Origin of the sequence: Alkalihalophilus pseudofirmus OF4 (genome assembly GCF_000005825.2) — a bacterium.
GTDB classification, from domain to species: Bacteria; Bacillota; Bacilli; order Bacillales; family Bacillaceae_D; genus Alkalihalophilus; species Alkalihalophilus pseudofirmus.
The window spans coordinates 1,381,689-1,407,347 of sequence record NC_013791.2; the positions used below are offsets into that span (position 1 = coordinate 1,381,689).

General features: G+C 40.5%; 30 protein-coding genes and 2 riboswitches. Of the genes, 21 read left to right on the forward strand and 9 right to left on the reverse strand.

Features of this window, described 5'->3' with window-relative positions:
• From BPOF4_RS06930 to BPOF4_RS06970, 8 genes are all read left to right on the forward strand, one after another.
• Positions 1-414, forward strand: a complete 414-nt coding sequence (locus BPOF4_RS06930) for a stage V sporulation protein AB (protein WP_012958380.1) — start codon at positions 1-3, stop codon at positions 412-414.
• Between the two features lie 13 nt (positions 415-427).
• Positions 428-883, forward strand: coding sequence for a stage V sporulation protein AC (gene spoVAC / locus BPOF4_RS06935; protein WP_012958381.1), 456 nt, complete (start codon positions 428-430; stop codon positions 881-883).
• 13 nt (positions 884-896) lie between these two features.
• Positions 897-1,907, forward strand: a complete 1,011-nt coding sequence (gene spoVAD / locus BPOF4_RS06940; RefSeq protein WP_012958382.1) for a stage V sporulation protein AD — start codon at positions 897-899, stop codon at positions 1,905-1,907.
• Entirely contained in the window at positions 1,907-2,257 is a 351-nt protein-coding gene (spoVAE, locus tag BPOF4_RS06945) for a stage V sporulation protein AE (protein ID WP_012958383.1), read from the forward strand. Before spoVAD ends, spoVAE begins: the two co-directional genes overlap by 1 nt.
• Before the next feature lie 4 nt (positions 2,258-2,261).
• Positions 2,262-2,855, forward strand: a complete 594-nt coding sequence (spoVAEA, locus tag BPOF4_RS06950) for a stage V sporulation protein SpoVABEA (protein ID WP_012958384.1) — start codon at positions 2,262-2,264, stop codon at positions 2,853-2,855.
• Positions 2,830-4,317, forward strand: a complete 1,488-nt coding sequence (locus BPOF4_RS06955; protein ID WP_012958385.1) for a spore germination protein — start codon at positions 2,830-2,832, stop codon at positions 4,315-4,317. The genes spoVAEA and BPOF4_RS06955 overlap by 26 nt, the downstream gene beginning before the upstream one ends.
• 110 nt (positions 4,318-4,427) lie before the next feature.
• A riboswitch (Lysine riboswitch) is annotated at positions 4,428-4,602 on the forward strand.
• Between the two features lie 90 nt (positions 4,603-4,692).
• On the forward strand, positions 4,693-6,015 hold the full coding sequence (gene lysA / locus BPOF4_RS06965) for a diaminopimelate decarboxylase (protein WP_012958387.1): 1,323 nt from the start codon (positions 4,693-4,695) through the stop codon (positions 6,013-6,015).
• Between the two features lie 618 nt (positions 6,016-6,633).
• Entirely contained in the window at positions 6,634-7,068 is a 435-nt protein-coding gene (locus BPOF4_RS06970; protein WP_012958388.1) for a peptidylprolyl isomerase, read from the forward strand.
• 114 nt (positions 7,069-7,182) lie between these two features.
• On the opposite strand, the gene BPOF4_RS06975 is transcribed toward BPOF4_RS06970, so the two are convergent.
• On the reverse strand, positions 7,183-8,280 hold the full coding sequence (locus BPOF4_RS06975; protein ID WP_012958389.1) for a M24 family metallopeptidase: 1,098 nt from the start codon (positions 8,278-8,280) through the stop codon (positions 7,183-7,185).
• A 290-nt stretch (positions 8,281-8,570) separates the two neighbouring features.
• On the opposite strand from BPOF4_RS06975, the gene BPOF4_RS06980 reads away from it, so the two are divergent.
• Positions 8,571-9,191, forward strand: coding sequence for an SIMPL domain-containing protein (locus BPOF4_RS06980; protein ID WP_012958390.1), 621 nt, complete (start codon positions 8,571-8,573; stop codon positions 9,189-9,191).
• Positions 9,192-9,233: 42 nt separating this feature from the next.
• On the opposite strand, the gene BPOF4_RS06985 is transcribed toward BPOF4_RS06980, so the two are convergent.
• The 3 genes from BPOF4_RS06985 to BPOF4_RS06995 are packed head-to-tail and all read right to left on the reverse strand — an operon-like array spanning position 9,234 to position 11,116.
• Positions 9,234-9,926: an ATP-binding cassette domain-containing protein gene (locus tag BPOF4_RS06985; RefSeq protein WP_012958391.1), complete on the reverse strand. Its 693-nt coding sequence runs from the start codon at positions 9,924-9,926 to the stop codon at positions 9,234-9,236.
• Complete coding sequence (locus tag BPOF4_RS06990) at positions 9,923-10,306, reverse strand: GntR family transcriptional regulator (RefSeq protein ID WP_012958392.1); 384 nt, start codon at positions 10,304-10,306, stop codon at positions 9,923-9,925. Before BPOF4_RS06990 ends, BPOF4_RS06985 begins: the two co-directional genes overlap by 4 nt.
• Before the next feature lie 3 nt (positions 10,307-10,309).
• The gene (locus BPOF4_RS06995) at positions 10,310-11,116 is read right to left on the reverse strand and encodes a hypothetical protein (protein ID WP_012958393.1); all 807 of its coding nucleotides are present in this window, start codon (positions 11,114-11,116) and stop codon (positions 10,310-10,312) included.
• Positions 11,117-11,260: 144 nt separating this feature from the next.
• Here BPOF4_RS06995 and BPOF4_RS07000 point away from each other — a divergent pair, with 144 nt between their 5' ends.
• Complete coding sequence (locus tag BPOF4_RS07000) at positions 11,261-11,752, forward strand: SMI1/KNR4 family protein (RefSeq protein ID WP_012958394.1); 492 nt, start codon at positions 11,261-11,263, stop codon at positions 11,750-11,752.
• Between the two features lie 65 nt (positions 11,753-11,817).
• On the opposite strand, the gene BPOF4_RS07005 is transcribed toward BPOF4_RS07000, so the two are convergent.
• Positions 11,818-13,323: a potassium/proton antiporter gene (locus tag BPOF4_RS07005; protein ID WP_012958395.1), complete on the reverse strand. Its 1,506-nt coding sequence runs from the start codon at positions 13,321-13,323 to the stop codon at positions 11,818-11,820.
• Between the two features lie 191 nt (positions 13,324-13,514).
• Positions 13,515-13,717: riboswitch (FMN riboswitch) on the forward strand.
• Positions 13,718-13,979: 262 nt separating this feature from the next.
• Here BPOF4_RS07005 and ribD point away from each other — a divergent pair.
• The 5 genes from ribD to BPOF4_RS07030 all read left to right on the forward strand — a co-directional run bounded on the left by ribD (position 13,980) and on the right by BPOF4_RS07030 (position 18,038).
• Positions 13,980-15,062, forward strand: coding sequence for a bifunctional diaminohydroxyphosphoribosylaminopyrimidine deaminase/5-amino-6-(5-phosphoribosylamino)uracil reductase RibD (gene ribD / locus BPOF4_RS07010; protein WP_012958396.1), 1,083 nt, complete (start codon positions 13,980-13,982; stop codon positions 15,060-15,062).
• Position 15,063: 1 nt separating this feature from the next.
• Positions 15,064-15,735 carry a riboflavin synthase gene (gene ribE / locus BPOF4_RS07015; RefSeq protein ID WP_012958397.1) on the forward strand — a complete coding sequence of 224 codons (672 nt, stop codon included), beginning with the start codon at positions 15,064-15,066 and terminating at the stop codon, positions 15,733-15,735.
• Between the two features lie 39 nt (positions 15,736-15,774).
• Positions 15,775-16,968, forward strand: a complete 1,194-nt coding sequence (locus BPOF4_RS07020; protein ID WP_012958398.1) for a bifunctional 3,4-dihydroxy-2-butanone-4-phosphate synthase/GTP cyclohydrolase II — start codon at positions 15,775-15,777, stop codon at positions 16,966-16,968.
• Positions 16,969-17,051: 83 nt separating this feature from the next.
• Complete coding sequence (gene ribH / locus BPOF4_RS07025) at positions 17,052-17,519, forward strand: 6,7-dimethyl-8-ribityllumazine synthase (protein ID WP_012958399.1); 468 nt, start codon at positions 17,052-17,054, stop codon at positions 17,517-17,519.
• Positions 17,520-17,687: 168 nt separating this feature from the next.
• Positions 17,688-18,038: a GNAT family N-acetyltransferase gene (locus tag BPOF4_RS07030; protein ID WP_041822316.1), complete on the forward strand. Its 351-nt coding sequence runs from the start codon at positions 17,688-17,690 to the stop codon at positions 18,036-18,038.
• A gap of 27 nt (positions 18,039-18,065) precedes the next feature.
• On the opposite strand, the gene BPOF4_RS07035 is transcribed toward BPOF4_RS07030, so the two are convergent.
• Positions 18,066-18,593, reverse strand: coding sequence for a DUF309 domain-containing protein (locus tag BPOF4_RS07035; RefSeq protein ID WP_012958401.1), 528 nt, complete (start codon positions 18,591-18,593; stop codon positions 18,066-18,068).
• Between the two features lie 229 nt (positions 18,594-18,822).
• On the opposite strand from BPOF4_RS07035, the gene BPOF4_RS07040 reads away from it, so the two are divergent.
• From BPOF4_RS07040 to BPOF4_RS07050, 3 genes are all read left to right on the forward strand, one after another.
• The gene (locus tag BPOF4_RS07040) at positions 18,823-19,584 is read left to right on the forward strand and encodes a segregation/condensation protein A (RefSeq protein WP_041822700.1); all 762 of its coding nucleotides are present in this window, start codon (positions 18,823-18,825) and stop codon (positions 19,582-19,584) included.
• Positions 19,584-20,162 carry an SMC-Scp complex subunit ScpB gene (scpB, locus tag BPOF4_RS07045; protein ID WP_012958403.1) on the forward strand — a complete coding sequence of 193 codons (579 nt, stop codon included), beginning with the start codon at positions 19,584-19,586 and terminating at the stop codon, positions 20,160-20,162. Before BPOF4_RS07040 ends, scpB begins: the two co-directional genes overlap by 1 nt.
• Before the next feature lie 117 nt (positions 20,163-20,279).
• Complete coding sequence (locus BPOF4_RS07050; protein ID WP_012958404.1) at positions 20,280-21,161, forward strand: superoxide dismutase; 882 nt, start codon at positions 20,280-20,282, stop codon at positions 21,159-21,161.
• A 249-nt stretch (positions 21,162-21,410) separates the two neighbouring features.
• On the opposite strand, the gene BPOF4_RS07055 is transcribed toward BPOF4_RS07050, so the two are convergent.
• The 3 genes from BPOF4_RS07055 to BPOF4_RS07065 all read right to left on the reverse strand — a co-directional run bounded on the left by BPOF4_RS07055 (position 21,411) and on the right by BPOF4_RS07065 (position 24,340).
• Positions 21,411-22,994, reverse strand: a complete 1,584-nt coding sequence (locus tag BPOF4_RS07055; protein ID WP_012958405.1) for an alkaline phosphatase family protein — start codon at positions 22,992-22,994, stop codon at positions 21,411-21,413.
• Positions 22,991-23,692, reverse strand: a complete 702-nt coding sequence (locus BPOF4_RS07060; RefSeq protein ID WP_012958406.1) for a DUF421 domain-containing protein — start codon at positions 23,690-23,692, stop codon at positions 22,991-22,993. Before BPOF4_RS07060 ends, BPOF4_RS07055 begins: the two co-directional genes overlap by 4 nt.
• A 120-nt stretch (positions 23,693-23,812) precedes the next feature.
• Positions 23,813-24,340, reverse strand: coding sequence for a hypothetical protein (locus tag BPOF4_RS07065; protein ID WP_012958407.1), 528 nt, complete (start codon positions 24,338-24,340; stop codon positions 23,813-23,815).
• 103 nt (positions 24,341-24,443) lie between these two features.
• Here BPOF4_RS07065 and BPOF4_RS07070 point away from each other — a divergent pair, with 103 nt between their 5' ends.
• The 3 genes from BPOF4_RS07070 to spoVAC (BPOF4_RS07080) all read left to right on the forward strand — a co-directional run bounded on the left by BPOF4_RS07070 (position 24,444) and on the right by spoVAC (BPOF4_RS07080) (position 25,659).
• On the forward strand, positions 24,444-24,647 hold the full coding sequence (locus BPOF4_RS07070; RefSeq protein ID WP_012958408.1) for a DUF1657 domain-containing protein: 204 nt from the start codon (positions 24,444-24,446) through the stop codon (positions 24,645-24,647).
• A 95-nt stretch (positions 24,648-24,742) separates the two neighbouring features.
• Positions 24,743-25,168: a YhcN/YlaJ family sporulation lipoprotein gene (locus BPOF4_RS07075; RefSeq protein ID WP_012958409.1), complete on the forward strand. Its 426-nt coding sequence runs from the start codon at positions 24,743-24,745 to the stop codon at positions 25,166-25,168.
• An 11-nt stretch (positions 25,169-25,179) separates the two neighbouring features.
• Positions 25,180-25,659, forward strand: a complete 480-nt coding sequence (spoVAC, locus tag BPOF4_RS07080) for a stage V sporulation protein AC (RefSeq protein ID WP_012958410.1) — start codon at positions 25,180-25,182, stop codon at positions 25,657-25,659.

Genomic DNA, 25,659 nt, shown 5'->3' on the forward strand with positions numbered 1-25,659 from the left:
ATGGTTATTGAAGCAGTAGCAGTTATGTTCATTGGTCTAGCAGGAGGGATTGCTGTTGGGAGTGGATTGGTTGCTTTTCTTACCGTATTAGGCATTGCTCCAAGGATGACTCAGTTAACGAAAACACATCGATCCATTCGAGCGTATGAAGGGGCGATTATTTTAGGGGCGCAAGCTGGGGTATGGGCTAGTTTTACTCCCGTTTCCCTGATGCTTTCAAGCATCTTTCTCATCCCTATTGGCCTTGCCTGTGGAATGTTTGTTGGGATGCTTGCGGCCGCTTTAACAGAAGTATTAAATGTCTTTCCCCTCCTTGCTAAAAGGATTGGCATGACGGACAAAATCGTTATTTTAATGATGGCTATCGTTCTTGGGAAGATAGCAGGCTCTCTTATTCAATGGTTGTATTTATAGGAGGTGAGGCAATGTGTTAACAGATGAACAAAAAAGATATCAAGCAAATATTGAATTATATCATTCAAAAAGACCGGTATTCTCAAACAGTTTGAAGGCGTTTATTGTTGGTGGCGCGATCTGTGCACTTGCGCAATGGATTAACAATGTTTATATGAATATCTTTGATTTGACTCAAAAAGAGGCGATGAGTCCGACCTTAGCAACGTTAATATTAGCTGCGGCTTTGCTAACAGGATTTGGAGTCTACGATAAGCTTGGTCAATTTGCAGGCGCAGGTTCGCTTGTTCCGGTGACCGGTTTTTCTAATGCAATGACGAGTGCGGCACTAGAACATAAAAGTGAAGGGCTGGTGTTTGGGATTGGGGCGAACATGTTCAAGTTAACAGGGGCCGTGATTGCTTTTGGAGTGTTATCAGCCTATGTAGTCGGACTCACTCGATTACTTGTTCAGATGCTTATTCAGTAAAGGAGCCACTTTTATGAGAGTAGGAAAAACGACTTGGCAGTTTAATCAACCAGTATACCTTCAGTCCACTGGTACAGCCGTTGGACCGTTAGAAGGTGAAGGGCCGCTTGGAGTTAACTTTGATAAGGTTTTTGATAGTCTATACTGCGATAAAGAGAATTGGGAGCTAGCTGAGAGGGCTTTAATGGAAGAGGCTGTTCGAATCAGTCTAGAAAAAATAAATATGAAACCAGAAGGGATAGATGTGATGCTGGCAGGTGATCTTCTAAATCAGATTGTCACCTCTAATTACGCAGCGAGACAGCTTAGCATCCCCTTTCTTGGAATGTTCAGCGCATGTGCAACGGTAATGGAAGCAGTAGCTGTAGGTGCTGTTCTGATAAACAGTAATTACGTCTCGAATGCTCTTGTTGCGGTAAGCAGTCATCATTCAACAGCTGAGAGACAATTTAGATATCCAACAGAATTTGGCGGACAGAAACCAGAGACAGCCAACTATACAGTAACGGGTTCAGGAGCAGCCGTTCTTAGTAATCAGCCGAGTCCGATTCGTGTAAGGCAGGCAACAATAGGACAAGTAGTAGATATGGGAGTGTCTAATCCTCTTGACATGGGATCCGCAATGGCTCCGGCTGCTGCCAAGACATTAATCAATCATTTTAAAGATACAAATAGAGATCCTTCCTACTATGATTTGATCGTGACTGGTGATTTATCACGTGTAGGAAGTTCGATTTTGCGCAAGCTAGTAGATGATGAAGGATATACCTTAGGGAATAATTACGAAGATTGCGGCGTGATGATCTATCACCAGGAACAGCCTGTTTTTGCAGGAGGCAGCGGAGCGGGGTGTCCTGCTGTTGTCACCTTTGGCTATCTAATGAAGGAGATGGAGAGAGGAATCATAAAACGCCTTTTAGTGGTCGCAACAGGCGCTTTATTAAGTCCTTTAATGATTCAGCAAAAAGAAACCATTCCTTGTATTGCCCATGCTGTGTCATTTGAGCTAGAGGAGGATAGCTGATGGAATATGTCATTGCATTTGTTGTTGGGGGGATTATTTGTATTATAGGGCAGCTTCTCCTTGATGTCGGGAAGTTATCTCCTACTCATACATTAAGCGCTTTGGTAGTACTCGGTGCATTGCTCGACGGCTTCCATTTATATGATCGATTAATTGACTTTGCAGGGGCCGGAGCCACGGTTCCGATCACAAGCTTTGGTCATTCACTCGTTCACGGCGCCATGGCAGAAGGTGAGAGGTTTGGGTTTCTTGGAGTAGGGATGGGGATTTTTGAAGTGACATCTGTTGGTATATCATCAGCTATTTTATTTAGCTTTTTAGTGGCGTTAGTTTTTAAGCCGAGGGGGTGAAGGTGTGGTAGAGAAAAAACAAAGGAAAGTCATATTGATTACCGATGGTGATGAACATGCAAAGCAAGCAGTAGAAAAGGTAGCTGTCGACATAGGAGGCAGGTGTATCAGTCATTCGTGGGGAAATCCTTCTCACGTATCTGGAGAAGAGCTTGTTGAAATGATTCTTAGCACACCTTCAGATCCCGTTTTAGTTATGTTTGATGATTGCGGTTATCAATATGAGGGTCCGGGGGAGAGAGCGATGCGAGTGGTGGCAACTGATCCAAATATTGAAGTTCTAGGAGCTATTGCTGTTGCTTCTTCGACTCATTCATGTGAATGGACAAAAGTAGATATAAGCATTGATCGATACGGAGAGCTGACCGAGTATGGTGTAGACAAAGATGGGGTCGCTGATATGGAAATAGGCAGAATCAATGGAGATACTGTCTACATCCTTGATCAGCTTGATATCCCTTTTATTGTCGGGATAGGTGATATAGGGAAGATGGCAGGACTAGATACGTTAAAGAAAGGCTGTCCGGTAACAAAACAAGCAGTTAATCTCATCTTAGAGAGGAGTGGCTACCGTGAGTCAAGAAAAGGAAAATCATGAAGAACATTTTAGCAGGGATTACACAAAAAATGAGACACGGCTAGCTGAGAGGCTGGGGCTAGGAGAATCATTTGATGTAGGAGTTAGAACGCTATCTATCCTTGATCGAAAGACAAGTATCTATTTTGTTAACGGATTAATTGATACTCTTTATGTAATTGAGTTAATGAAGGAATTGATGGATTTAGATGTTCGTCACCGCAAAACTCATAATATCAAAGAGGCGTTCAAAAACCATTTAACTCATGTACAAGTAGAAGAAACGCATTCAATGGACAACGCAATTACCCAAATGCTCTCCGGTCTTATTTTTATCCTTGTTGAAGGAGAAGAAGAAGCCTTTATCATTGATGTCAGACAATATCCAGGCAGAGGACCAGAAGAGCCTGATACAGAACGTGTAGTTCGTGGAGCAAGAGATGGATATACCGAAAATATTATTATTAATACTGCTCTAACCAGGCGTAGAATCCGTGATGAACGTCTTCGGAATGAAATCATGCAAGTCGGTGTCCGCTCTAAGACAGATATCTGTGTTTCATACATTGATGGCATTGCTGATCCTGTTCTTGTAGATATTATTAAGAAGGAACTTGAAGCGATCGAAATTGACGGCCTCACGATGGCAGATAAAATTGTCGAAGAATATATCGTAAAACAAGGGGCAAATCCATTTCCGCTCGTTCGTTATACAGAGCGTCCTGATGTGGCAGCCACTCACTTGCTTGAAGGTCATATCATCATCATTGTTGATGCTTCGCCAAGTGTTATTATTGCTCCGACCACATTGTTTCACCATGTACAGCATGCAGAGGAGTATCGCCAATCGCCAGCAGTAGGGACGTTTCTAAGATGGACTCGTTTCATAGGGATATTCTTCTCTTTGTTTATTCTGCCGTTTTGGCTCCTTCTCGTTATGCAGCCAAGTCTTTTGCCTGCTGCACTTGAATTTATCGGTCCTGAGGAAACGAATAATATTCCGATGGTGCTGCAAATATTATTTGCCGAAATGGGAATTGAGCTTTTGAGGATGGCGGCTATTCATACCCCATCTCCACTTGCAACGGCCCTAGGGTTAGTAGCCGCATTATTGATTGGTGAAATTGCTATCCAAGTTGGCTATTTTACGCCAGAAGTTATTTTATACGTGGCTCTAGGTGCGATTGGAATGTTCGCTACTCCTAGTTATGAGCTTGGAGTGGCTCTTAGAATCACAAGAATCTTACTCATTATTTTAGTAGCCTTCTTTAAGGTGCCTGGCCTTGTCATAGGTACGACGATCTTTGTTCTATTACTCGCCGGCCTCAAAACATTCAACAAGCCTTACTTGTGGCCGTTTATTCCGTTTGATCCGCCTGCTATTTGGCAGATACTTATTCGTTCTACTGTGCCTTCAGTTCGATGGCGTCCAAGTATCGTTAATCCGCAAGATCCGATTAAACAAAAACCTAGCGGAAGGTAAGGCTGAAGCGTTAAATACCTATATAAAAATGGCTTTCTCTCTCTTTTTAGGGTTGATGACTTCTTCTTTGTGTGCTAAAGTAGTTACAACAATTTAATGAACCTCATGAATAATGGGGTAGAGGCGCAAAACGAATGAGTACAATTGGGGAGCTGATGGCTGGCTTAGAACCAAATGGAAAGGTCAATTTGCCGAAGCGCTTATTTTGCCATGAAATAAGTGCTGGGTCGTTTGTGAACAATGAACGAACTGTCACTACATTCGTAGTGGAGGACTATTCTAGAAGTGAGGTTACTCTTGCGCAGATCAGGGCAGCTAGTGTAACAACATTAGCTGCTTTTTTTGTATAGACAGGAATAAAAGGAGAGAGATTCAATGTATATGCACGGTTCAAGTCTTATTAATGATAAAGGTCATCTAGAAATCGGCGGGGTTGATACAATTGAATTAGCAAATAAATACGGAACACCATTATTTGTGTACGATGTGGCATTAATTAAAGAGAGAGCTGAACAGTTTCAGGAGGCATTTAGGGAAGAAGGTGTAAATTATCAAGTAGCCTATGCATCTAAAGCTTTCAGCTGTATTGCAATGTTTCAACTTGCTGATGAACTTGGGTTGAGTTTAGATGTTGTATCAGGCGGTGAGCTCTATACAGCGATTCAAGCGGGTGTACCGATGGAACGTATTCACTTTCACGGCAACAACAAAAGCTTAGCAGAGCTTGAGATGGCTGTGGAATCAGGAATTGGCTGTGTCGTTGTTGATAATTTCTATGAGTTAAAACAATTAGGACATATTTGTGCTCGTCATGATGTGAAAATGGATATCTTGCTTCGTATTACACCAGGTGTAGAAGCACACACGCATGATTATATTTCTACAGGACAAGAAGATTCAAAATTTGGTTTTGACCTAGAAAGCGGCCAAGTAGACCAGGCGATTCAATTATCACTACTAGATCCACATATTAATCTGCTCGGCATTCATTCACATATCGGCTCACAAATATTCGAGACGAGCGGCTTTGTAATGGCTGTTGAAAAAATCTTTGAATTTATTGAGAAATGGCGTGAAGAATTAGGATTTACCCCAAGCGTTCTTAATTTAGGGGGCGGATTTGGCATTCGTTACATTGAAGGTGATACGCCGCTGCCTGTTGGTGAGTATGTGAGAAAAATGGTTCATGTTATTAAAGAAAAGGCAGCTGCTCATCAAATGGAGATCCCTGAAATTTGGATTGAACCAGGTCGTTCACTAGTTGGGGATGCAGGTACTACTTTATATTCGATAGGTTCAAGAAAAGAAATTCCAAATGTTCGTCATTACTTATCTGTTGATGGTGGAATGAGTGACAATCTCCGTCCTGCACTTTATCAAGCGGAGTATGAAGGGATTCTTGCAAATCGTGCGGACGAGGAAACGACAGAAACGTTCTCTATTGCAGGGAAATGCTGTGAAAGCGGAGATATGTTAATTTGGGATCTTCCACTCCCAAAAGCATCACATGAAGATGTGTTAGCCGTATTCTGTACAGGTGCGTACGGCTATTCAATGGCTAATAACTATAACCGCATTCCAAGACCACCAGTTGTATTTGTAGAAAAAGGAGAAGCACAATTAGTTATTCAAAGAGAATCATATGAAGATCTAGTTCGCCTTGATCTGCCATTAAAGCAAGTTATGAAACAAATGTAGGTTGGCGCAGGCACGGGCGGCTTGGAAGTAGTCTCGTCGCTTTGCTCCTGTGAGGCTGGCACTTAATGCTATTAAGACACCTCACTGCAGTAGTGGCTGATCTCCACTGCAGGTACTCTCTTTCCTCGGGCGGTCCGGGAGCCTCCTCGGGCTTTCGCCCTGTGGGGTCTCCCTGGTCACGCACATCCCGCTGGATGCTCGCACCTTCCGCTCCAATCAACGGAGGCAGGGTGTTGTAAAGTGCTTCCGATTAACAGCTGTTCAGTGATCTTAGCAGATGAACTCACAGAGGTCTGCCCTTTTATAACTTGAACTGAACCATAACTAAATGGCTCCACTTAATAATTGATCAATGCTATAAACCAGCGGATGAACTATGAGAAGACTCCTGTGTGGACTAGAGCAGGAGTGAGATCCCGCAGGGCGAAGGCCCGAGGAAGCCACCAGCTCCCCACGAAAAGCGAAGTATAGTTCAGAAGCGAATTATATATATGCACTTAATAACTCTTTTCGTATTTCTGTATCAGCCTTTTCTTTTCTTCACCAGCCGTTTCGATTTCACTTTCAGCTTGGAATCGTGTACAATAAGGTGAATCTTATCAATTGGAGGCTATACATATGAAAAAAGGTAGTATTGCATTTGAAAATGGCGAAAAGCTAATTATTGAATTTTATCCAGAAGCAGCACCAGGAACAGTAGCTAACTTTGAAAAATTAGCGAATGAAGGATATTATAACGGTCTTACATTCCACCGCGTTATCCCAGGTTTTGTTGCTCAAGGCGGATGCCCGACTGGTAACGGTACAGGAGGTCCTGGTTACACAATCAAATGTGAAACAGAAGGGAATCCTCACAAGCACGTACCGGGCGCACTTTCAATGGCACACGCAGGAAAAGATACAGGCGGAAGCCAGTTCTTTATCGTTCACGAATCTCAACCTCACCTAGACGGCGTACACACTGTATTTGGTCAAGTTGTAGAAGGATTAGATTCAGTGACTCGCATTAAACAAGGCGACGTAATGCAAGAAGTAAAAGTTTGGGAAGAGTAAATTTTTTCCTTTAGAGTCATCTTATGATGGCTCTTTTTTGTTCTTTAATGAAAAGGGTCACATTCGAATAACAAAAACCGGCAGATCAGTATGAACTGCCGGTTTATTTATGTTTTACACAATCGTTAATTCTTTTGGAGTTTTCGTGAGCGTAATATGTCCATCTTTTGTGATAAGAACATCATCTTCAATTCGAACGCCGCCTAAAACAGGATCATAAATGCCGGGTTCAATCGTATACACCATGCCTTCTTTTAGGATGCCATCATTTAGGTGGCTCATTGAAGGAAACTCATGTACATTAATCCCCATACCATGACCGATTCTATGCGGGAAACGATCACCGTAACCCGCTTCTGTAATCACGTCACGAGCTGTTTGATCTAGGTCTCCGATTCGTGTACCTGGTTTGCTGATTTCAAGAGAAGCTAGCTGTGCTTGTAAAACAGTGTTATAGAGCTTTCTTTTTTCATCGCTGATTGATCGAAAGGCAAAGGTACGTGTGATGTCTGAAGTGTAGCCGTCTAAGACAACACCGAGGTCAAATAATACAAAGTCGCCTTCTTGTAACATGCGGTCTCCTGGATTTCCGTGCGGAGCACCTGATTTTTCACCGAAAAGAACCATTGTTGAAAATGACATTTCGCGGATACCTTTTTTCTTTAATTCATATTCTATCTTTGCGAGTACTTCCATTTCTGTAATGCCTTCTTTAAGAGCATTTTTACCGATTTCTACACCATAATCTGCCATCTCGGCTGCTCTTTGAATGATCTCTATTTCAGATGCGTCCTTAACCACTCGCATAGAGTTTAACTGATCCTCTACAGGCAGCAATGCAGCATTAGGAAATAGGTGAAGAAGCTCATTCATGCGTGCAACGGTTAAAACATCTGTTTCGATTGCTGCTGTGGAAACAGTATCTAATTGACGACCTTTTAATAATTGCTGAATAAGTCCCCAAGGGCTTTCATGATCTTTATATCCAACAATTTGGTGCTCCCATCCAGCATCTTGAACTTGTGAGACTTCCATACTTGGTACGACCATAATTGGGCTGTGACCTTTGAAGACAAACAATCCCACAAGTCTCTCATGAGGGTCTGTATAGAAGTTAGTTAGGTAGAAAATGTTTTCTTTTGAAGTAATAAAAGCGACATCGGTCTTTTCTTCTTTTAGCCAGGTAGTGAGTTGATTGATACGATGTTTCACAAAAACGCCTCCTTAAGCAGATTCGAGTTTAGCTATGAATGACCTCTATAATGGGTTAAATGAGAAGCTGTCATTTTCACATAGGTATGTAGAAACGGAAAATAAATAAGAATTGCTTAATAATATGATAAATGATGCAGTATAGGCAAGCAATGATTTGCTTCTTTGTCAGTAGGTGTCAAGGCGGTAATTTATATTAATGAGAAAATAGAGTGTAGTAAATGTAGTGTGTCTTTAGGCAAGCTTTGTTGAATAAACTAGGTTAGTCATATAAATGAGGGGGATGCATTGTGGAAGATCAACTAACGTTAACCGTAAATGGGGAAGGGGAAGTTAGCGTAATGCCTGACCAAGCTGAAATCACGCTTGGTGTAGTGACAGAAGCAGAGACAGTAAGTGAGTCTCAGCAAGTGAATAATGATATTTTTACTGCTGTCATTTCCGCTCTAAATGAAATTGGAATTGAGGATAGTCAGATTCAAACAATCACTTATCGAATTGAACCTCGATATGACTTTGTAGAAGGGGTACAGCAATTTAGGGGATACGAAGTCACTCATATGATTAACATTAAGGTTGAGGATATTACACAAGCTGGAGCAGTAGTAGATACCGCAGTAGCGAACGGTGCCAATGTCATTCAATCGATCCAATTTACAGTAGCAGATTCAACGGACTTATACCGACAAGCACTTCAATTAGCGTTAGAAGATGCAAAAGGGAAAGCTATGGCAATGACAGAAACACTTAATGTCACGCTGAATGAAACGCCGCAGAAAATAATTGAGAGGTCAGGCGGTGCACCTGTCAGGATGTATGACGGGGCGGCGTTCAGTACACAAGCTACGCCGATCCAAGCTGGTACCATATCAGTCCGCGCATCTGTAGAAGCAGTATTTTCATATCAATAATAAAAAGAGCAAGTACCTTAGTTGGTATTTGCTCTTAATCTATTATTCGTTATATAACGTTTTCATCCACTCAACAATGCTCATATTTTGGGTGTACCGAAGGTCTTCGACGTTGTGATGGCCGATAAATTGCCCATCCTTAATGGCAATGACCTCATCTAGAATCATTTCTACCTCTTTAATTTCATGAGTTGTGATCAGAATAATCTGCTTTTCTAAATCTACAAAAGAGATCAACCCTTGCACAATTGAGTCGCGTACCATCGGATCAAGTCCAGAAAATGGTTCATCTAGTAAAATAACTGGCACATCTCTAGATAACGTTAGGATCAGCTTCAGCCTTCCTCGATTCCCTTTGGATAAATGTTTCAGTTTAGTATTTGTATCTAATTTCATAAATTCTCGTATTTCTTCTGCTTTTACTAAATTGAAATCTGGGAATTGTGAAGCGTAAAATTCAATCGTCTGACCCACATTATAAAAGCTGTAGTATTCATCAAGTTCTGATAAATAGGTTACATCTTTTGCGATGCGGCGGTCAGCTTTTTTACTATTCACAATGACAGAACCTTTTGAAGGCTGAATAAGTCCAGCAATGAGTTTCAATGTTGTAGATTTTCCGCTGCCATTTTCCCCGACTAACCCAATAATCTTCCCCTTATTTAATTCAATGTTAATATCTTTTAAAGCTGTTTTGGTCATATATTTTTTAGAAACATTGTTGAAGGTTATCATTGCTTAGGCTCCTCTCTAGAACTATTTAGAAAATCAGTTAAGCCTGACTCAATTTCCCTATCTGTGTAACCCATTTGGTGCATGCCTGTAACAAACCGAGAAATTTCTTCTTTTTTTAGTGAATTGCGCATAACGTCAAGAACCGTTTTGTCTTCTGTTACAAATGTACCTTGCCCGCGCTTTGTTTCCACAATATTCATCCCCTCAAGTTCTCTATATGTTCGCTGTACCGTGTTTGGATTGACGCTTGACTGGATACCCATTTCTCTTACAGATGGCAGCTTATCACCCGGAGCTAATTCTCCGCGTAAAATTTGACGCTGTATCCTTTCTGCGAGCTGAATGTATATTGGTTTTGACGCATGAAACGTATCAGTCATATCCTACACCTCAACTTTTCGATCCAGCATCCAACAAGCTATGAAGAATAAAGCTAGAGCCAAGATCGTTTCAAATAATAATGTACCGGTATAAAAAGAAAGTGAACCCATTTGAGTGGTGACATCAGTGCCTGTTTCTAAGCTTGTTTGAAAATCAATACTTTGTAGCATTTGCCCAAGTTCAATTTCTCCCCACTCGGTAAGTGCAGCATGGACAGACGTGTTTCCAAACCATCCAGTAAAACTAAACAAGGCGATAAAGCTGATCGCAGTCAAAACAAAACTTAAAAAACTATGGAAGACTCTTGATAGCAGCAAGAATATCATCCAGAAAAACATCACCCATACGACTGCAGATAAGGCAAACAAATATAATGTAGTGCCTCCATAAAATCCGAGTTCAGCGATTTGTGCGAATGTTATATAGGAGGAGAGTTCTCCCCACAGCTCAGACTGTGTTATGGCAATTAATCCAACTGCCGCAACAATAACGGTTGTAATTACCATAGAAATAATACCGGCAGCTAGTTTAGCTGAAAGCAAACCATAAGCAGGAAGAGGGTTATGAAGCCATAAATGTAATTTTTTATGTTCAGCCTGTAAGCTGAAGAACATATAATAAGCCAAATAAAAGGCTTGCAAACCTATGCCCAATACGACAACCCCGATTAATGCTTCCCACATAAAACCGTTACGCTGCCCAATAAATCCAGCAATCGCACAGATGATTAGAAAGCCTGCGACCGGCATGATAAAAGCGGGCACCCCTAAGCGGATTTCTTTTTTTAATAAATTTCCCCATACATTCATCAAGACCCCTCCAAATTTTTAATGTCTTAGTGTGTTAGTTAGATAGTACAATAAGACAAAAGTACAGTCAAGATCTTTTACAAAATGGACAAGCCCGTTTTTATTGTTGTTTCAAATTGTTATATAAGTAACAATAGAGGTAACATGAAAACGAAAGGTGCGGGTAGTATGATTCAACTATATAAAGGGGAAGGTTTTTGGAAGAGGCCTACTTCTTATAAACCAGGAAAGAGGCTGACGGAGAATGCGATTCACCAAATAGAGTATTTATTAGATGTAGAGTTGCCCCTTATGTATAAGAAGCTTATGAATGAGCAGAATGGCGGAGAATTAACCTACCGTTATCTTTTATTTGAGGACGGGGAAGCCGCCATCATCCCTTACTTTCAGGAGCTTGATGCAGAATGCGGGGTCGGTCTATCTAGTGTTTTCATAGAACAACTCCATTTACCTGAAAGACAAGTGTTACTAACTGGGACAATGGATACGTGGCTTTCACTAGATTATAGATACACAACCGTTCCTAAGGTTGTTTATTTTTCTGCCAATGAGGACGGCTCTTGGTCTGAAGAGGTAGCTGCGCAGTCGTTTGATGAATTTCTAGGTAAACTATTTTTAAAAGAGAATGATGATTAATTCAATTAACATTTTCAACGTAATAATGATAAACCTATTGAAGCCTAGTTGCTCGCTAATTGGAACTAGGCTTTAATAAATGATCGGGTGGATTTTGCAGTGTTATCAGGTGTAAGAAGGTTCTTCAACTCTTGTTCACTTTTTCTTGAGACGAGAATATATAAGGTGTCTTCATTTTCAATCTTGGTATTCCCAGTAGGGGTAATTAACTCTCCTTTCCTAATGATTGCATTGATCAAGACATCTTTTGGAAAGGGGATATCCTTTAACTGTTGACCTATGACCACTGTTTCCTCATTCACCTCATACTCTATAATTTCAGCATTTGCTTTCCCAATAGAGATTAATTCAAGCGTATGCATCGGAGTCACTTTTTTAGGTCCTGTTAAGGAGAGAGACTTTGCAAAAAAGTGGATGGTTGACCCTTGTATGAGCGTTGATGTTAGGACGATGAAAAAAATAAGATTGAAAAATAATTGACTGTTTTCTAATCCAGCAAGTAAGGGAAAGGTAGCAAGCACAATAGGAACAGCACCTCGTAATCCAGCCCAAGAGAGGAACGCTTTTTCTTTCCAATTCATGTTCAGGTTCCATGTGGATAAAAAGACAGCAGCAGGTCTGGCGATAAAGATAAGAATGGCGGATAGTAAGAGGCCGACAATGATAATCGTTCCATCAAGCAGATCACTTGGAAAGACGAGGAGACCTAAAATAACGAACATAGAGATTTGCATCATCCAAGCAAACCCTTCGTTAAACCTGAAAATAGAGTGTTTGTATGTTAGATCATGACTGCCAATGACAAGAGCGCTCACGTAAACAGCGAGAAGACCGCTTGCTCCTAAAAGAGCCGTGACGCTGTAGGTTAACAAGGCAAAAGCAAGAGCAAAAACTGGGTAGAGCCCGCTTGAATCGAGGTTTATGCGATTAATAGCAAGCGAAGCAGCCTTTCCAAATGTAAGACCAATAATAAGTCCTGCACCCATCTGCCAAAGAAAATTTGTGATCATGTAGGTTATAGAGGTTGCGTCATTTAAGATGAACTCGATAAACAGTAAGGTCAAAAAGACAGCCATTGGATCATTCGCACCAGACTCGGCTTCTAGTGTTGACCCGAGTCGCTCTTTAATATTTTGGCCTTTTAATACGGCAAAAACAGCTGCTGCATCTGTAGAACCTACGATCGCTCCAAATAACATTCCTTCAAACCAAGTCAAGCCGAGTATGTATTTGGCAGCAACAGCAATAATGCAGGAAGTAATAATTACACCGAGGGTAGCTAATGAAAGTGAGGGGAGCAGGACGGGTTTTACGGTAGACCACTTTGTTTGGAGGCCGCCCTCAAATAAAATAATGACCAAAGCAAACAGACCAAGTAATTGTGCAAGTTTTATATTTTCAAAATGAATAAAGCCTATTCCGTCACTCCCTGCAAGCATTCCAAGAAGGATGAACAGCACTAGCGCAGGTACACCAAAACGAGAGGAAAACTTAGCAGCCAGTACACCTGTAATGAGAAGCAGCGCACATAGCAGGATAAAGTAGTCGTTAGATGAGAGAGTCTCAATCAAGTTAGGTTTTCCCCCCTTTTTGTTCAAATCTATAGAATCAGTGGAATCCTTACTAAAGTATATGTAGACATTTGCCTATATGTTCGAAAATTCTAGCGAATGAGAAGTTGTTTTCTTAAATTCAAGATAATATAGTTGACGGTATGTGAGGAAACGAGATACAATGTCGGTAGTTGTAAAAAATTGAATGATGTTTCCTTCGGGGCGTGGTGAAATTCCCGACCGGCGGTGATGAAGCAAATGCTTCTTAGTCCGTGACCCGTTTTCGCTTCTATCGGCTGTGATCAATACGATGATTAGAGTATAGAGGTGATGTGTTTGCTGCATCTTGAAAACGGTGGACCTGGTGAAAATCCGGGACCGACAGTTAAAGTCTGGATGGGAGAAGGAACGAGAGCATGATTCTAAAAGTGATAGAAATTGAGACCGACTTTTGAGTCACATTTCTTAGACATGCCTTATTTAAGTCTATCTTTTTCAAAAGAAAGCACTTATTAAAGGGAGCAGTCTGCCTTTTTGAATACAGTTGAAATCCATTATGTTTGTAATGGTTAGTTCATGCTACTCTTCTTTAAATGACACCCCCGAATGATGATGAATCGTTCGGGGGTTTTTTGGATTTCCTTTGAAGGAACATCGGATGAGAGGGATGCATGATGAAGGATATAGACTACATGAAGCTGGCTCTAACGCTTGCAGAACAAACGCGTGGTCAAACATCTCCCAATCCGATGGTAGGATCTGTCGTCGTAAAAGACGGAGCGATTGTAGGAATGGGAGCTCATTTAAAGGCAGGGGAAGGTCATGCTGAAGTTAACGCATTAAAAATGGCCGGTGAAAAAGCCGAAGGAGCTACCATTTATGTGACGTTAGAACCGTGCAGTCACTATGGTAAAACTCCTCCCTGTGCTGATTTAATTATTGAAAAACAATTGAAACGCGTTGTGGTAGCCACAGTCGACCCAAACCCAGAAGTATCTGGACGTGGGATCAAACGACTTCGTGATTCAGGAATTACCGTAGATGTTGGGGTATGTGAGGCTGAAGCCATTGAATTAAATCGTATGTTTTTTCATTTTATTCAAACAAAGCGGCCTTTTGTAACTATGAAAACAGCATCTACCCTAGATGGAAAGACAGCCACTGTCACAGGTGAAAGTAAGTGGATTACAGGAGAGGAAGCGAGGCTTGATGTGCACCGCGATCGTCACATTCATGATGCAATCTTGGTTGGAATTGGTACAGTGCTGAGCGATAACCCAGCTTTGACGACACGTCTGCCGAATGGCGGGCGCAATCCGATTCGAATTATTTTAGACAGGCATCTGCGTCTGCCGGAGAGTTCACAAGTAGCTTGTGATCAAGCAGCGAAGACGTGGGTATTTACCACAGAACATGCTTCTAGTGAAAAAGAAGAAGCCCTTCGTATGCTTGGTGTGGATGTGATTAGATTACGTGACTACTCGATTCCCTCTATTTTAAAGGAATTAGGAAAACGACGAGTTATGACGCTCTATGTGGAAGGCGGCCAAGAAGTAAATGGAAGCTTCATTAAAGAAAGAGCGGTCAATCAAGTCATAACCTATGTGGCGCCTAAAATGATCGGAGGGAAGAATGCCCCGACTTCAGTTGGTGGAGAAGGAATTCCTTCTATTAATCAAGCACTTGAGCTTCAAGTGATTGATGTAGTACAAGTAGGACAAGATATTAAAATCACTTCTTTAGTAAAGGAGGGGTAAGATGTTTACTGGAATTATTGAAGAAATTGGCAGAATTGACCAAGTACGTCAAAGCGGCGAAGCTATTGTGATGAATATAGCTGCGAAAAAAGTTCTCAGTGATGTTGCTCTTGGAGACAGTATCGCAGTTAATGGAGTGTGTCTTACGGTTACCTCGTATACAAATCATTCATTTACAGTGGACCTAATGCCAGAAACGGTCCGTGCCACTAGTTTAAACGGGTTAGGCAGAGGCGCAAAAGTGAATCTTGAGAGGGCGATGAGTGCTGAAGGTAGATTTGGAGGCCATTTTGTATCTGGACATGTTGATGGAATCGGCAAAATCATCTCAAAAGAACCTAAAGATAATGCAGTCTATTATACAATTGAAGTGTCTGATGACTTAAGACACTACATGATTCATAAAGGTTCCGTTGCTGTAGATGGAACAAGCTTAACGATTTTTGGAGTAGATGAAAATTCCTTCACGATTTCAATTATTCCCCACACGATTGAAGAAACGATTATAGGATCAAAAGGTGTGGGAGATATTGTGAATATTGAGTGTGACATGATAGGAAAATATATAGAACAATTTATAACAAGGAAAAAGAGTCCACCCAGAAAGAGCAGTCAGCCGATAAAACAAACCTCCTTGAGTGAACAGTTTTTATCAGAGCATGGTTTTAAATAGCGAACGAGATTAGGATGGTGAATCAACATGACAGACAAAATGTTTGATCCAATTGAAGAAGCAATCTATGAATTAATGCAAGGAAAAGTCGTCATTGTATGTGATGATGAGGATCGGGAAAATGAAGGTGATTTTGTTGCCATTGCAGAGAAAACAACACCTGAGGTTATTAATTTCATGGTCACTCACGGACGCGGCTTAGTTTGTACACCAATTACTGAAGACCGTGCGAGGGAATTAGATTTAGTCCCAATGGTTGATCATAATACAGACCCTCACGGAACAGCTTTTACTGTCAGCATTGATCATCATACAACGACGACAGGAATTTCAGCTCATGAGCGTTCAGACACGGTGTTAGCACTTGTGGATGATCAAACGAAGAAACATCATTTTAAACGTCCTGGACATATTTTTCCGCTGATTGCTAAAAACGGTGGAGTTTTGCGCCGGGCTGGTCACACAGAGGCTGCTGTTGATTTAGCAAGATTATCTGGAGCAAAGCCTGCTGGTGTCATCTGTGAAATTATGAATGAAGATGGTTCAATGGCCAGAGTGCCTGAGCTTCGCAAGATTGCTGATGAACATGATCTTAAGATGATTACGATAAAAGATCTTATTTCCTATCGTCATCGTAAAGATAAGCTTGTTAAGCAAGAGGTTGAAATTAAACTTCCGACTGTTTTTGGTGATTTTCGCGCCATTGGCTATACAGATGTACTTGAAGGAAAAGAAAGTGTTGCTCTTGTAAAAGGTAAAATAAGAGAAGGAGAGCCAACCCTTGTCAGAGTTCATTCAGAGTGTTTAACAGGTGATGTGTTCGGCTCTAACCGCTGTGATTGTGGACCGCAATTACATGCAGCTCTAGCACAAATTGAGCAAGAAGGCTCTGGAATTCTGCTTTATATGCGTCAAGAAGGGCGTGGGATTGGCTTAATGAATAAGCTCAAAGCCTACAAGCTTCAAGAAGAGGGTTATGATACAGTTGAAGCAAATGAGAAGCTGGGTTTTGGGCCAGATCTTCGTGATTATGGTATTGGGGCGCAGATCTTAAGAGATTTAGGTGTCACTCAAATGAAACTTCTAACGAACAATCCAAGAAAAATTACGGGTCTGAAAGGATACGGATTAGAAGTGGTTGACCGTGTTCCGATTCAAATGCCGCATAATGTAGATAATGAGCGTTATCTGCGTACAAAAACAGAAAAGCTTGGCCACATGCTTCATTTTTAAACGTAAATAAAAGGTAAACGAGAAGCACTAGAAGCTTCTAGTGCTTCTCTCAAATTAATACATACATTAGGAGGAATTTAAACATGGGTAAAGTATATGAAGGTCATTTAGTAGCAACAGGGTTAAAAGTAGGGATCGTAGTTGGGCGATTTAACGAATTTATTACTAGCAAATTATTAGGCGGAGCTGAAGATGCTCTAAAGCGTCATGGTGTTGCTGAGGAAGATGTAGATGTAGCATGGGTTCCAGGTGCATTTGAAATTCCATTTGCTGCAAAGAAAATGGTCGAGAGCGGAAAGTATGATGCAGTTATTACACTAGGGACGGTTATACGCGGTGCGACTCCTCACTTTGATTACGTGTGTGGTGAAGTAGCGAAAGGTGTAGCTTCTCTATCTCTTTCATCAGGTAAACCGGTTATTTTCGGGGTGCTGACAACTGATACGATCGAGCAAGCTGTAGAACGTGCTGGTACAAAAGCAGGAAATAAAGGCTGGGAAGCGGCAGCGGCTGCAATTGAAATGGCAAATCTAGGTCGTTCGTTCGAATAATATTCCCATAAAATCAGCATAGCTGCCAAGCTACGCTGATTTTTTGTTTCTTTAGTCTTAAATTGCCTTTGATATATGAATTAAAGACGCAAAATGTGTATGAATATGGTAAAATGTATGGGGTGAAAGCGGATACGTTACATTAGGTTCATAGGAAGAGGAGAAATCATGCTCATACCATACAAAACATCTCAGAAGAAAATAGCGATGGGCTTACTATCGTATATGCCAAAAGAGAAGGATGTAAAGAAACTTATTAAAACGATCGAGCTTTATGAAACGAATGAAACATGGAAATTATTTTTTTGGAAGGTAGACGATGATATTGTAGGGATAGCTGGTCTTGAAATGGATGGAGATGAAGCCATTTTACACCACCTCAGCGTCAATCCTTCTTATCGTGAAGAGGGCTTAGGAACGAATATAATACACGCTTTAAAAGAAAGATTGAATGCAGATCTAAAACCATCAAAAGAAACAAAAGACTTTCTTTTAAACTATGAAGAAAAAACGAATTAACACGAAAAAAGTAGACAGATGATTTGTCTACTTTTTTTCATGTTTCATCAATTGGTTCTCACTTAACCTTCGTTCACGTTCTTTTATAACAGGGCTGCGATCTCTTAGCTTATGTTTGTGGATAAGCTGCTCCGAATCTAACGCGCTTGACGATCCCCATATGACTTTCCTCTCGTAAGCGAGCTTTTCGCATGCCGCTAGCAGTTTCTTATCATTTATAGGGATCATAAAATCAGTAAATGTACTACCAGCTTGCAAGGTTCTCTCTAAAATTAGTTGTTGTAATTGGCTGGTATCAATCCCAAGCTGTTCTATTGACTTCTTCTCTGCTTCAATAATTCTAAGAGCACTGCGGTACATCCGTTTTGCACCTGTCACATTTCCTCTCCGCTCATGATATAGGGCAACTGCTAGCTGTATTAACCCAACCCAGTGTAGTTTTCTCTTACCAGGAGGGTCTTCTTTCCAATGTTCTTCTAAAATTTCATGGCATTCAAAATAATCACGCGTGGCATGAAATTCAATCAGAAACTCTAAATAGGCGTTTGAATACATAAAAAAACTCCTTTGAGCAACACTCCATCTACTATATTTTCTATTTTATCAGGAACGCATGTGGTTTGTAAGCTAACTGTATTACCAAGTTTCTTAGCGACCTTCTCTAACCCTATATCTATTGCCTGTTACAGAGTGTTTCGAAGTATGGTATAATCTCATCTAGCGCAAAAAAATCAAGGCTAGTGGTGAATGTGAATTGAATTCAAAAGAAGTAAATCCTTATGAAATAAATCCTTATAATGTAAAGCTTGATACCTTTGAAGGGCCTCTTGATCTTCTGCTTCATTTAATTAATCAAGCAGAGGTTGATATTTATGATATTCCGGTAGCACCGATTACGGACCAATATATGAGTTATGTTCATGCTATGCAAGAGCTTCATCTTGATATTGCTAGCGAATATTTGGTTATGGCAGCAACTCTTCTAGCAATTAAAAGTAAAACGCTCCTACCAAAGCAAGAGGAATTGTTTGATGAAGAATTAATGATTGAAGACGAGGAAGATCCAAGAGATGAATTAATGAATCGATTAATTGAGTATCGTAAGTATAAAGAAGCCGCAACGGAACTTAAGGAAAAAGAAGAAAAGCGCAGCCTTGTACATACTAGACCGCCAGAGGATCTAGAGCCTTTAATTAGTGAGAATGATCGTCGAGATGTAGCTATTTCTGGTGTTTCATTATTTGATATGCTCGCAGCCTATCAAAAGTTAATGAAACGAAAATCATTAAAAGCACCACGTACGACAACGATTAGATCCCAGGAGTATTCAATTGAAGATCGAATGAATGAAGTCGTTTCCTATCTTACGGATCTTCCAACCAAATCTTGTTCGTTTCATGAATTGTTTACCGTACCTGAAAAAAGTCATATGGTTGTGACATTTCTAGCTGTATTAGAATTAATGAAAACAAAAACGATTCGTTGTGAGCAGGAAGGGAATTTTGCAGATATTACAATCTTTAAGCAGGAAGGAGGAAATCTATAATGACTAAAAATGAAATGAAGGCTATTGTCGAGGGCTTATTATTTGTAGCTGGTGATGAAGGAATGACGTATGAACAGCTTGCAGAAGTGATTGAAGTTGAAGTTGACACTGTAAAAGATGTGATGAGTGACCTGCAGGCATCAATGGAAGACACTGTGCGCGGGTTACAGATTGTAGAGGTTGGTGGTTCATTCCGTTTTCAAACACGGGCAGATCATGCACCTTTTATTAAGAAACTAGCTACGTCGCCGCTGCATTCAGGGCTTTCACAAGCAGCGCTAGAAACGTTAGCCATTGTTGCTTATAAACAGCCTATCACACGTGCTGAAATAGATGAGATTCGTGGTGTGAAGTCTGAACGAGCACTTCAATCGCTTACTTCAAAATTATTAATTAAGGAAGTGGGAAGAGTTGCAGGAACGGGGCGGCCTATATTATATGGGACAACCCCTCAATTTCTTGACCATTTTGGGTTAAAGCATTTAGATGAGCTTCCGCCGCTGCCTGAGGATATTGAAGATGATCCAATCGAAGATGAGGCTGATCTGTTCTTTAAGAATATGGAAGAAGGGCTTTAGTGATAAAGGTATGTCTGACTTTTAAGTGAGACATACCTTTTTTATATGGTCAAGTTCACATGGACATTCTCTAGTCATACGCTTTAACGATGAGTAAAAATTTAGGGGGGGCGGCTTATGGGATATAATGACCGGCTGTATGAATGGGCTGAGGACATAAAGCAGCTTTGGAATGAACAAGGGGAATTCATTGAAAGTCAGGTTGGGAAACAGAAAACAGTATCTTTTGTAAGCTCCTTAACGTCATTATTAAACTCAATGGAAGAGCAACAGCTGCTAAGAGATTCCGCTGACTATGAAAATGAGGCATGGGAAGTTTATGACGCTTGGCATAAGATGTTTAGTGATAAGAGATATGACGGGGGAGTACGCGCAGTTCCGATTGGCGGCCATACACTCCCGCCATTGCCGTATGCTTATAATGCACTAGAACCTTACATTGCAGAGGAAATTATGCGGCTGCACCATGATAAGCATCATCAAAGTTATGTAGATGGCCTGAATAAAGCTGAAAATGCCATGCAGGGGGCCAGAGAAACAGGTGACTTCTCTCTCATTAAACATTGGGAAAGAGAAGCTGCTTTTCACGGATCAGGTCATTACCTTCATTCAATCTTCTGGGAAATTATGAATCCTGATGGCGGGGGAGAACCAAGTGGAGAACTGTTAGAGCAAATCAATCACGATTTTGGTTCATTTGAACAGATGAAAAAACATTTTTCAGAAGCGGCAAACGCAGTGGAAGGTGGAGGGTGGGCCATATTGGTTTGGTCACCGAGGTCTCATCGCCTCGAGATCCTGCAAGCGGAAAAGCATCAAAACCTTTCTCAGCAAGATCAAATTCCGTTGCTTGTCTTAGATGTATGGGAGCATGCTTATTACCTGCAGTATAAAAATGAAAGGAAGCCATATATCGAAAATTGGTGGAACATTGTAAACTGGCCGGCTGTCGAAGAGCGGTATGCAACAGCGAAGCAAGTAAGATGGCAGCCTTATTAAAAGGGCTTGCAGGCAAAAAGAACGGATAGGGCAAAAGGGTTTACGTGTTTAAATGAAAGATAATGTGCACATAAAGCTGAGCTTACTCGCCGCTCCTAAACCGTCCGCGGAAAGTGCGTACCTGCAGCGGAGATCCACAACTACTCTAAGAAAACAAAATCAAGTGGGTATCTTAAACAAAATAGAGACTGGATTATAAATAAGCCAGTCTCTTATTTGTTCTATTCAGTTCCTTATGAGCATCAATTTTTATTCAACTAAAGATTCCTTTTGATTTAACAAATCTAAAAAATAAGGCTTTAGATCTCGGATTCTATACTTGTCAGGATATTTGTCAGTCCCTGTTACAATTAGAGCTGCTCTTGTATCATTTTCATGGAGCCCTCCATGCTCACCTCCACCATAATGAACAGGGGCACCTTCTGTCTTTAAAGTATAACCTGGCTTTGCTGTAATAATTAAAGAGCCTTCTTGACTTTTGAGGGCTGAATAAAGTTGTTCAAGAGCGTCAGGATATTCACCGTAGACAAGGGTATTAGATTGCTTATCTACACTCAAGTCTAATACTGATAAATCTCCACTAAGGTCCCAGCTTTGATCATAACGATCACGAAGATTCCCATTTTTCTTATAAGAAAGGGACGAATCTTTTGCTGCTTGTTTAACCATAATGTTCTCACCCTCTGCCCAAGCCAAGTGATCGATACGTTCATCAGTAAGCAGGTTTAAAATGTTTTGTTTGTTTATATTTTCGTTAGTGAAAAAGAGGTAGGCCATACGGTGATTATTAGCGATAATGACATCTCCATCCGTTGGTTCATCTAAGAGCTTTGCAATGGAATATGGCTCAAGCAGAGCTTCAAGTTCTATTGCAGTATGCTCGCCTTTGTCTCTCAGAGCTACTTGGCTATGATCCCCTAATAAGATGAAAATCGTATCATCTATGGCTTCTTCCCAGCTAGGATAACTGTTCAAAATAGTCTGCAGGTGATAATCTGCCTTTGAAAAGCCTTCAAGATTAAGTGGCCCATGGTGATGTGCTTCTTTGTCAAAGTCAGGAAGGAATGTCATGAGAAAATCAGGTTGTTGACCAGCTTTGATTAAGCTTTGGATAACTTCTGTTGAATATTGATCATTAAGGCCATATTGCTCATATACATGGTCTGGCAGGTTTTTATTTTTAAGAGCTTTTGGCTTAATGACCTGTCCAAATGCTAGTAAATCAGGCCCTTTTGTCTTAAAGGTCGATTCCGTATGAACGGTGTGTTTTACTAAAGGCGGGATCGTTAATTCGTGTTGAATCGGTCCTTTGTAAAGTAACATATTAACAGATCCTGTGGTTACTCCTGTATTTGCTAATTCATCATAAACAGTCGGAATGTCTTGATTTAAATGTGTATTATTTAAATGTTCTAATGCGTCCTCAAGAATTTGATTTGTACCAATTTTAAAGGTGCGAGGTATGGTAGCGCCATAATCGACCAATCTGTTCTCGTCTTTGTTATACCAAATTAATCCCGGTACATGATGTTCCTCTGGACCAACACCAGTAATCAATGAACTCTCAATTACAACGGACATGGATGGAAATGGAGAAATAAGATCATCAAATACTTTTCCGTGTTCTGTTAAAAAAGCAATCGCTGGAGTTCTTCCTTCCTGTATCCCGAGATTAATTAATTCAGGTGTCATAGAATCGACCATGATAACCATTATTTTCTTAGATGGATGGTCACTTGATTGAATAGAAGCGCCGCTTTTTTCTTCTTCTTTAGAAGTACAACCTGAACAAACAAGGCTAATTATTAGAATGAAAATAATCCATGCTCTCATTTTGATCCCTTCTTTCTATCGTACGTTTGAATCTCAAACCCCTCGCCCTCAAGCCATTCCGCGTACATAACAGCTTTGATTTCAGGGATTCCTCTTCTTAATAGTTCTTCTTTTAACCACTCTTCACTCATATTTAGCTGCTGTAAGCTTTCAGTAATTAACTCCCCGTCTAATATTAAAAGGATAGGCAGCGAAACAGATTTAGCGGGGATGTTTAAGTCTTTATTAATAGGTGTATCAAATTGCTGCTTTTTTAATACGCTGACCGACCCATTCGTTTCAAGCACCCCATATTGAACTTCACGTACAGAAAATACACTTTTCTCTCTTAAAAGATGCTGAAGCTGATTTAAGTCAAGCTTATTTTTTCTCAATTCTTCATATTGAATTTTTCCATTCGCAATGATTAATGCAGGTGTTCCTTCTAGATAGGCTCTGGTCCCTCTAAACTTTTGTGTGAGCATTTCGATAAAATAGATTAATGACCCCCAAAAAAAGATGGCGTAGATAACATACTGCAGGCCGATCTCTTTGTCATAAATAGCATTACCAACCAGCTCCCCAAGTACTAATGCTGAGATAAAGTCAAATGGAGTCAGCTGTGTAATCTGATTTTTGCCTAACACTTTAGTTAATATTAATAATGCAAAGAAACCGACTAAAAGCTCGGTAGTTAGCGATAGGAAATTTGTATGCACAGCGCTTCTCCTTTTAAGATGTAATCCTTTATAGTGTGATCAAAATGATGTTTTTTATCAAAGAGGAAAACAAAAGCTGCCATTGTAGGGGCAGCTTCAAATAAGTCATATGGAAAGGTGTTATTTTTCTGTGCGTTGGATGGTTATAAGTAGTTGATCAATCTGATGGAGAAGCTGAGTAGAAGCAGCGTGCAATGTTCCAAGCTCTGACGTTGGATCAGTAGGATTCCCCTTAAAAATAGTCTTAATCGATTGATCTTTTCCTGACCAGTATGTTTCTACATACTCTCTATAGTTCTTAAAAAGGATGGTGACAGCTTGTGCTTGTTCTGAATTAAAGCACTTTGCTAACTCCTGCTCCGTAAGACCGTGCTTGCGGGGAGTGCGTTCGATCTGCAATGGGTGCAGACTAGTTGTTTGTTTAGCTACGGTTTCTCTAATCTTATAACAAAGAAGGAGAAGATGGGTACGTTGCTCTTCTATCAGCTCCTCACGTTGCTTTACTTTCGCTTCTTTTGTTGAAGAGAGAAGCAAGTCATACATTTGTTTACTTATGTGGATGTGCTTATGCTGTCTTATAAGGAGAAAGACGAGCATTCCTGTATGTAAAATGGTCATCAGACAGAGCAAGATTAGGATCGTTTGCATAGAAAACTCCTTACGGAAAAATAGTTTACAGAAATTGTATCTAATAAGATGACGTAAATTATTTCATCCTAAAAGTGATGTTAAAGAGAAAGGGAGTGACATAATGACTGTTGCTAACAAAATGAAACAGACGATTTCTGGATTAAAAAGTGCACAAGCAAGCCTTGAAACATTTGCTCTTGAAACAGATAATCAGCAAGCGAAGCAATTATTTCAGCAGCTTGCTACACAAACACAAGGAATTGTTGACGGGTTAAACCCTCGTTTGCAAGAAATTGAACAAGAAGAGCCTCAATACAAACAGTAAGTTTTGGCAGCCTCGAAAAGTTTTGAGCTAAGTAATGTAATGAACGTTACTTAGCTCTTACATCATGTATTTTATCAGAAGATGAGGTGATATAAATGAAACGAATGTTAATTATATGTATTTTTCTTCTTATAGCGAGCGGATGCGGTCAAAGGGCACAGACGATTAATCCTCTACAAGTAGGTGAGGAAGCCGTTGTTCCTCAACATGAAGCAGATGAGGCAAAGCAGATTCTCTTATCTATGGAAGAGGTATTAGAAGTAGTTGGTGTATCCAATGAAAAGGATATTTATCTGGCCCCTCGTGTGAAACAATTCGATCGATTCCATTTGAATGATATTAGAAAACGTGGTCATGAAAACGTAAAAAAGCGTTTTCCAGATTACACAGTTCACGTATCTACAGATAAAAAGATTTTTATTGAACTTGGCAAGCTTGAGAAAGAATTGAAGCAACGCACTATAAGTAAAAAGAGATATGACGCCAAACTAAAAGATCTAGAAGAAAAAATGAAGGGTTAGGAGGGTAGCTTATGTCAAGCAGTAAAATGAAAAATGTGACGCCGACACAGCAGGCTTATCAACGTCTTGCCCAAAAGCACGAATTGAAGCGCCCGGTTCTTAAAAACTGTATTCGAGCTTTCTTTATTGGAGGATTAATTTGTTTTTTTGGACAAGGCGTACAAACGATGTATTATACCTTTTTTGATTTTACTGAGCGCACAGCAGGCAATCCGACCGTAGCCACGTTAATTTTTATCGCCGTCTTACTAACAGGTTTTGGAGTATATGACAGGTTCGCTCAATTTGCAGGAGCTGGTACAGCAGTGCCTGTGACAGGCTTTGCTAACTCAGTTGCATCAGCTGCTATTGAACATAGAACTGAAGGCTACGTTCTTGGTGTGGGCGGTAATATGTTTAAGCTGGCTGGTTCAGTTATCGTATTTGGGACGGTTGCAGCTTTCATTATTGCAATTATAAAAACCGTGCTGCTTCAGTGGGGAGGGCTGTGA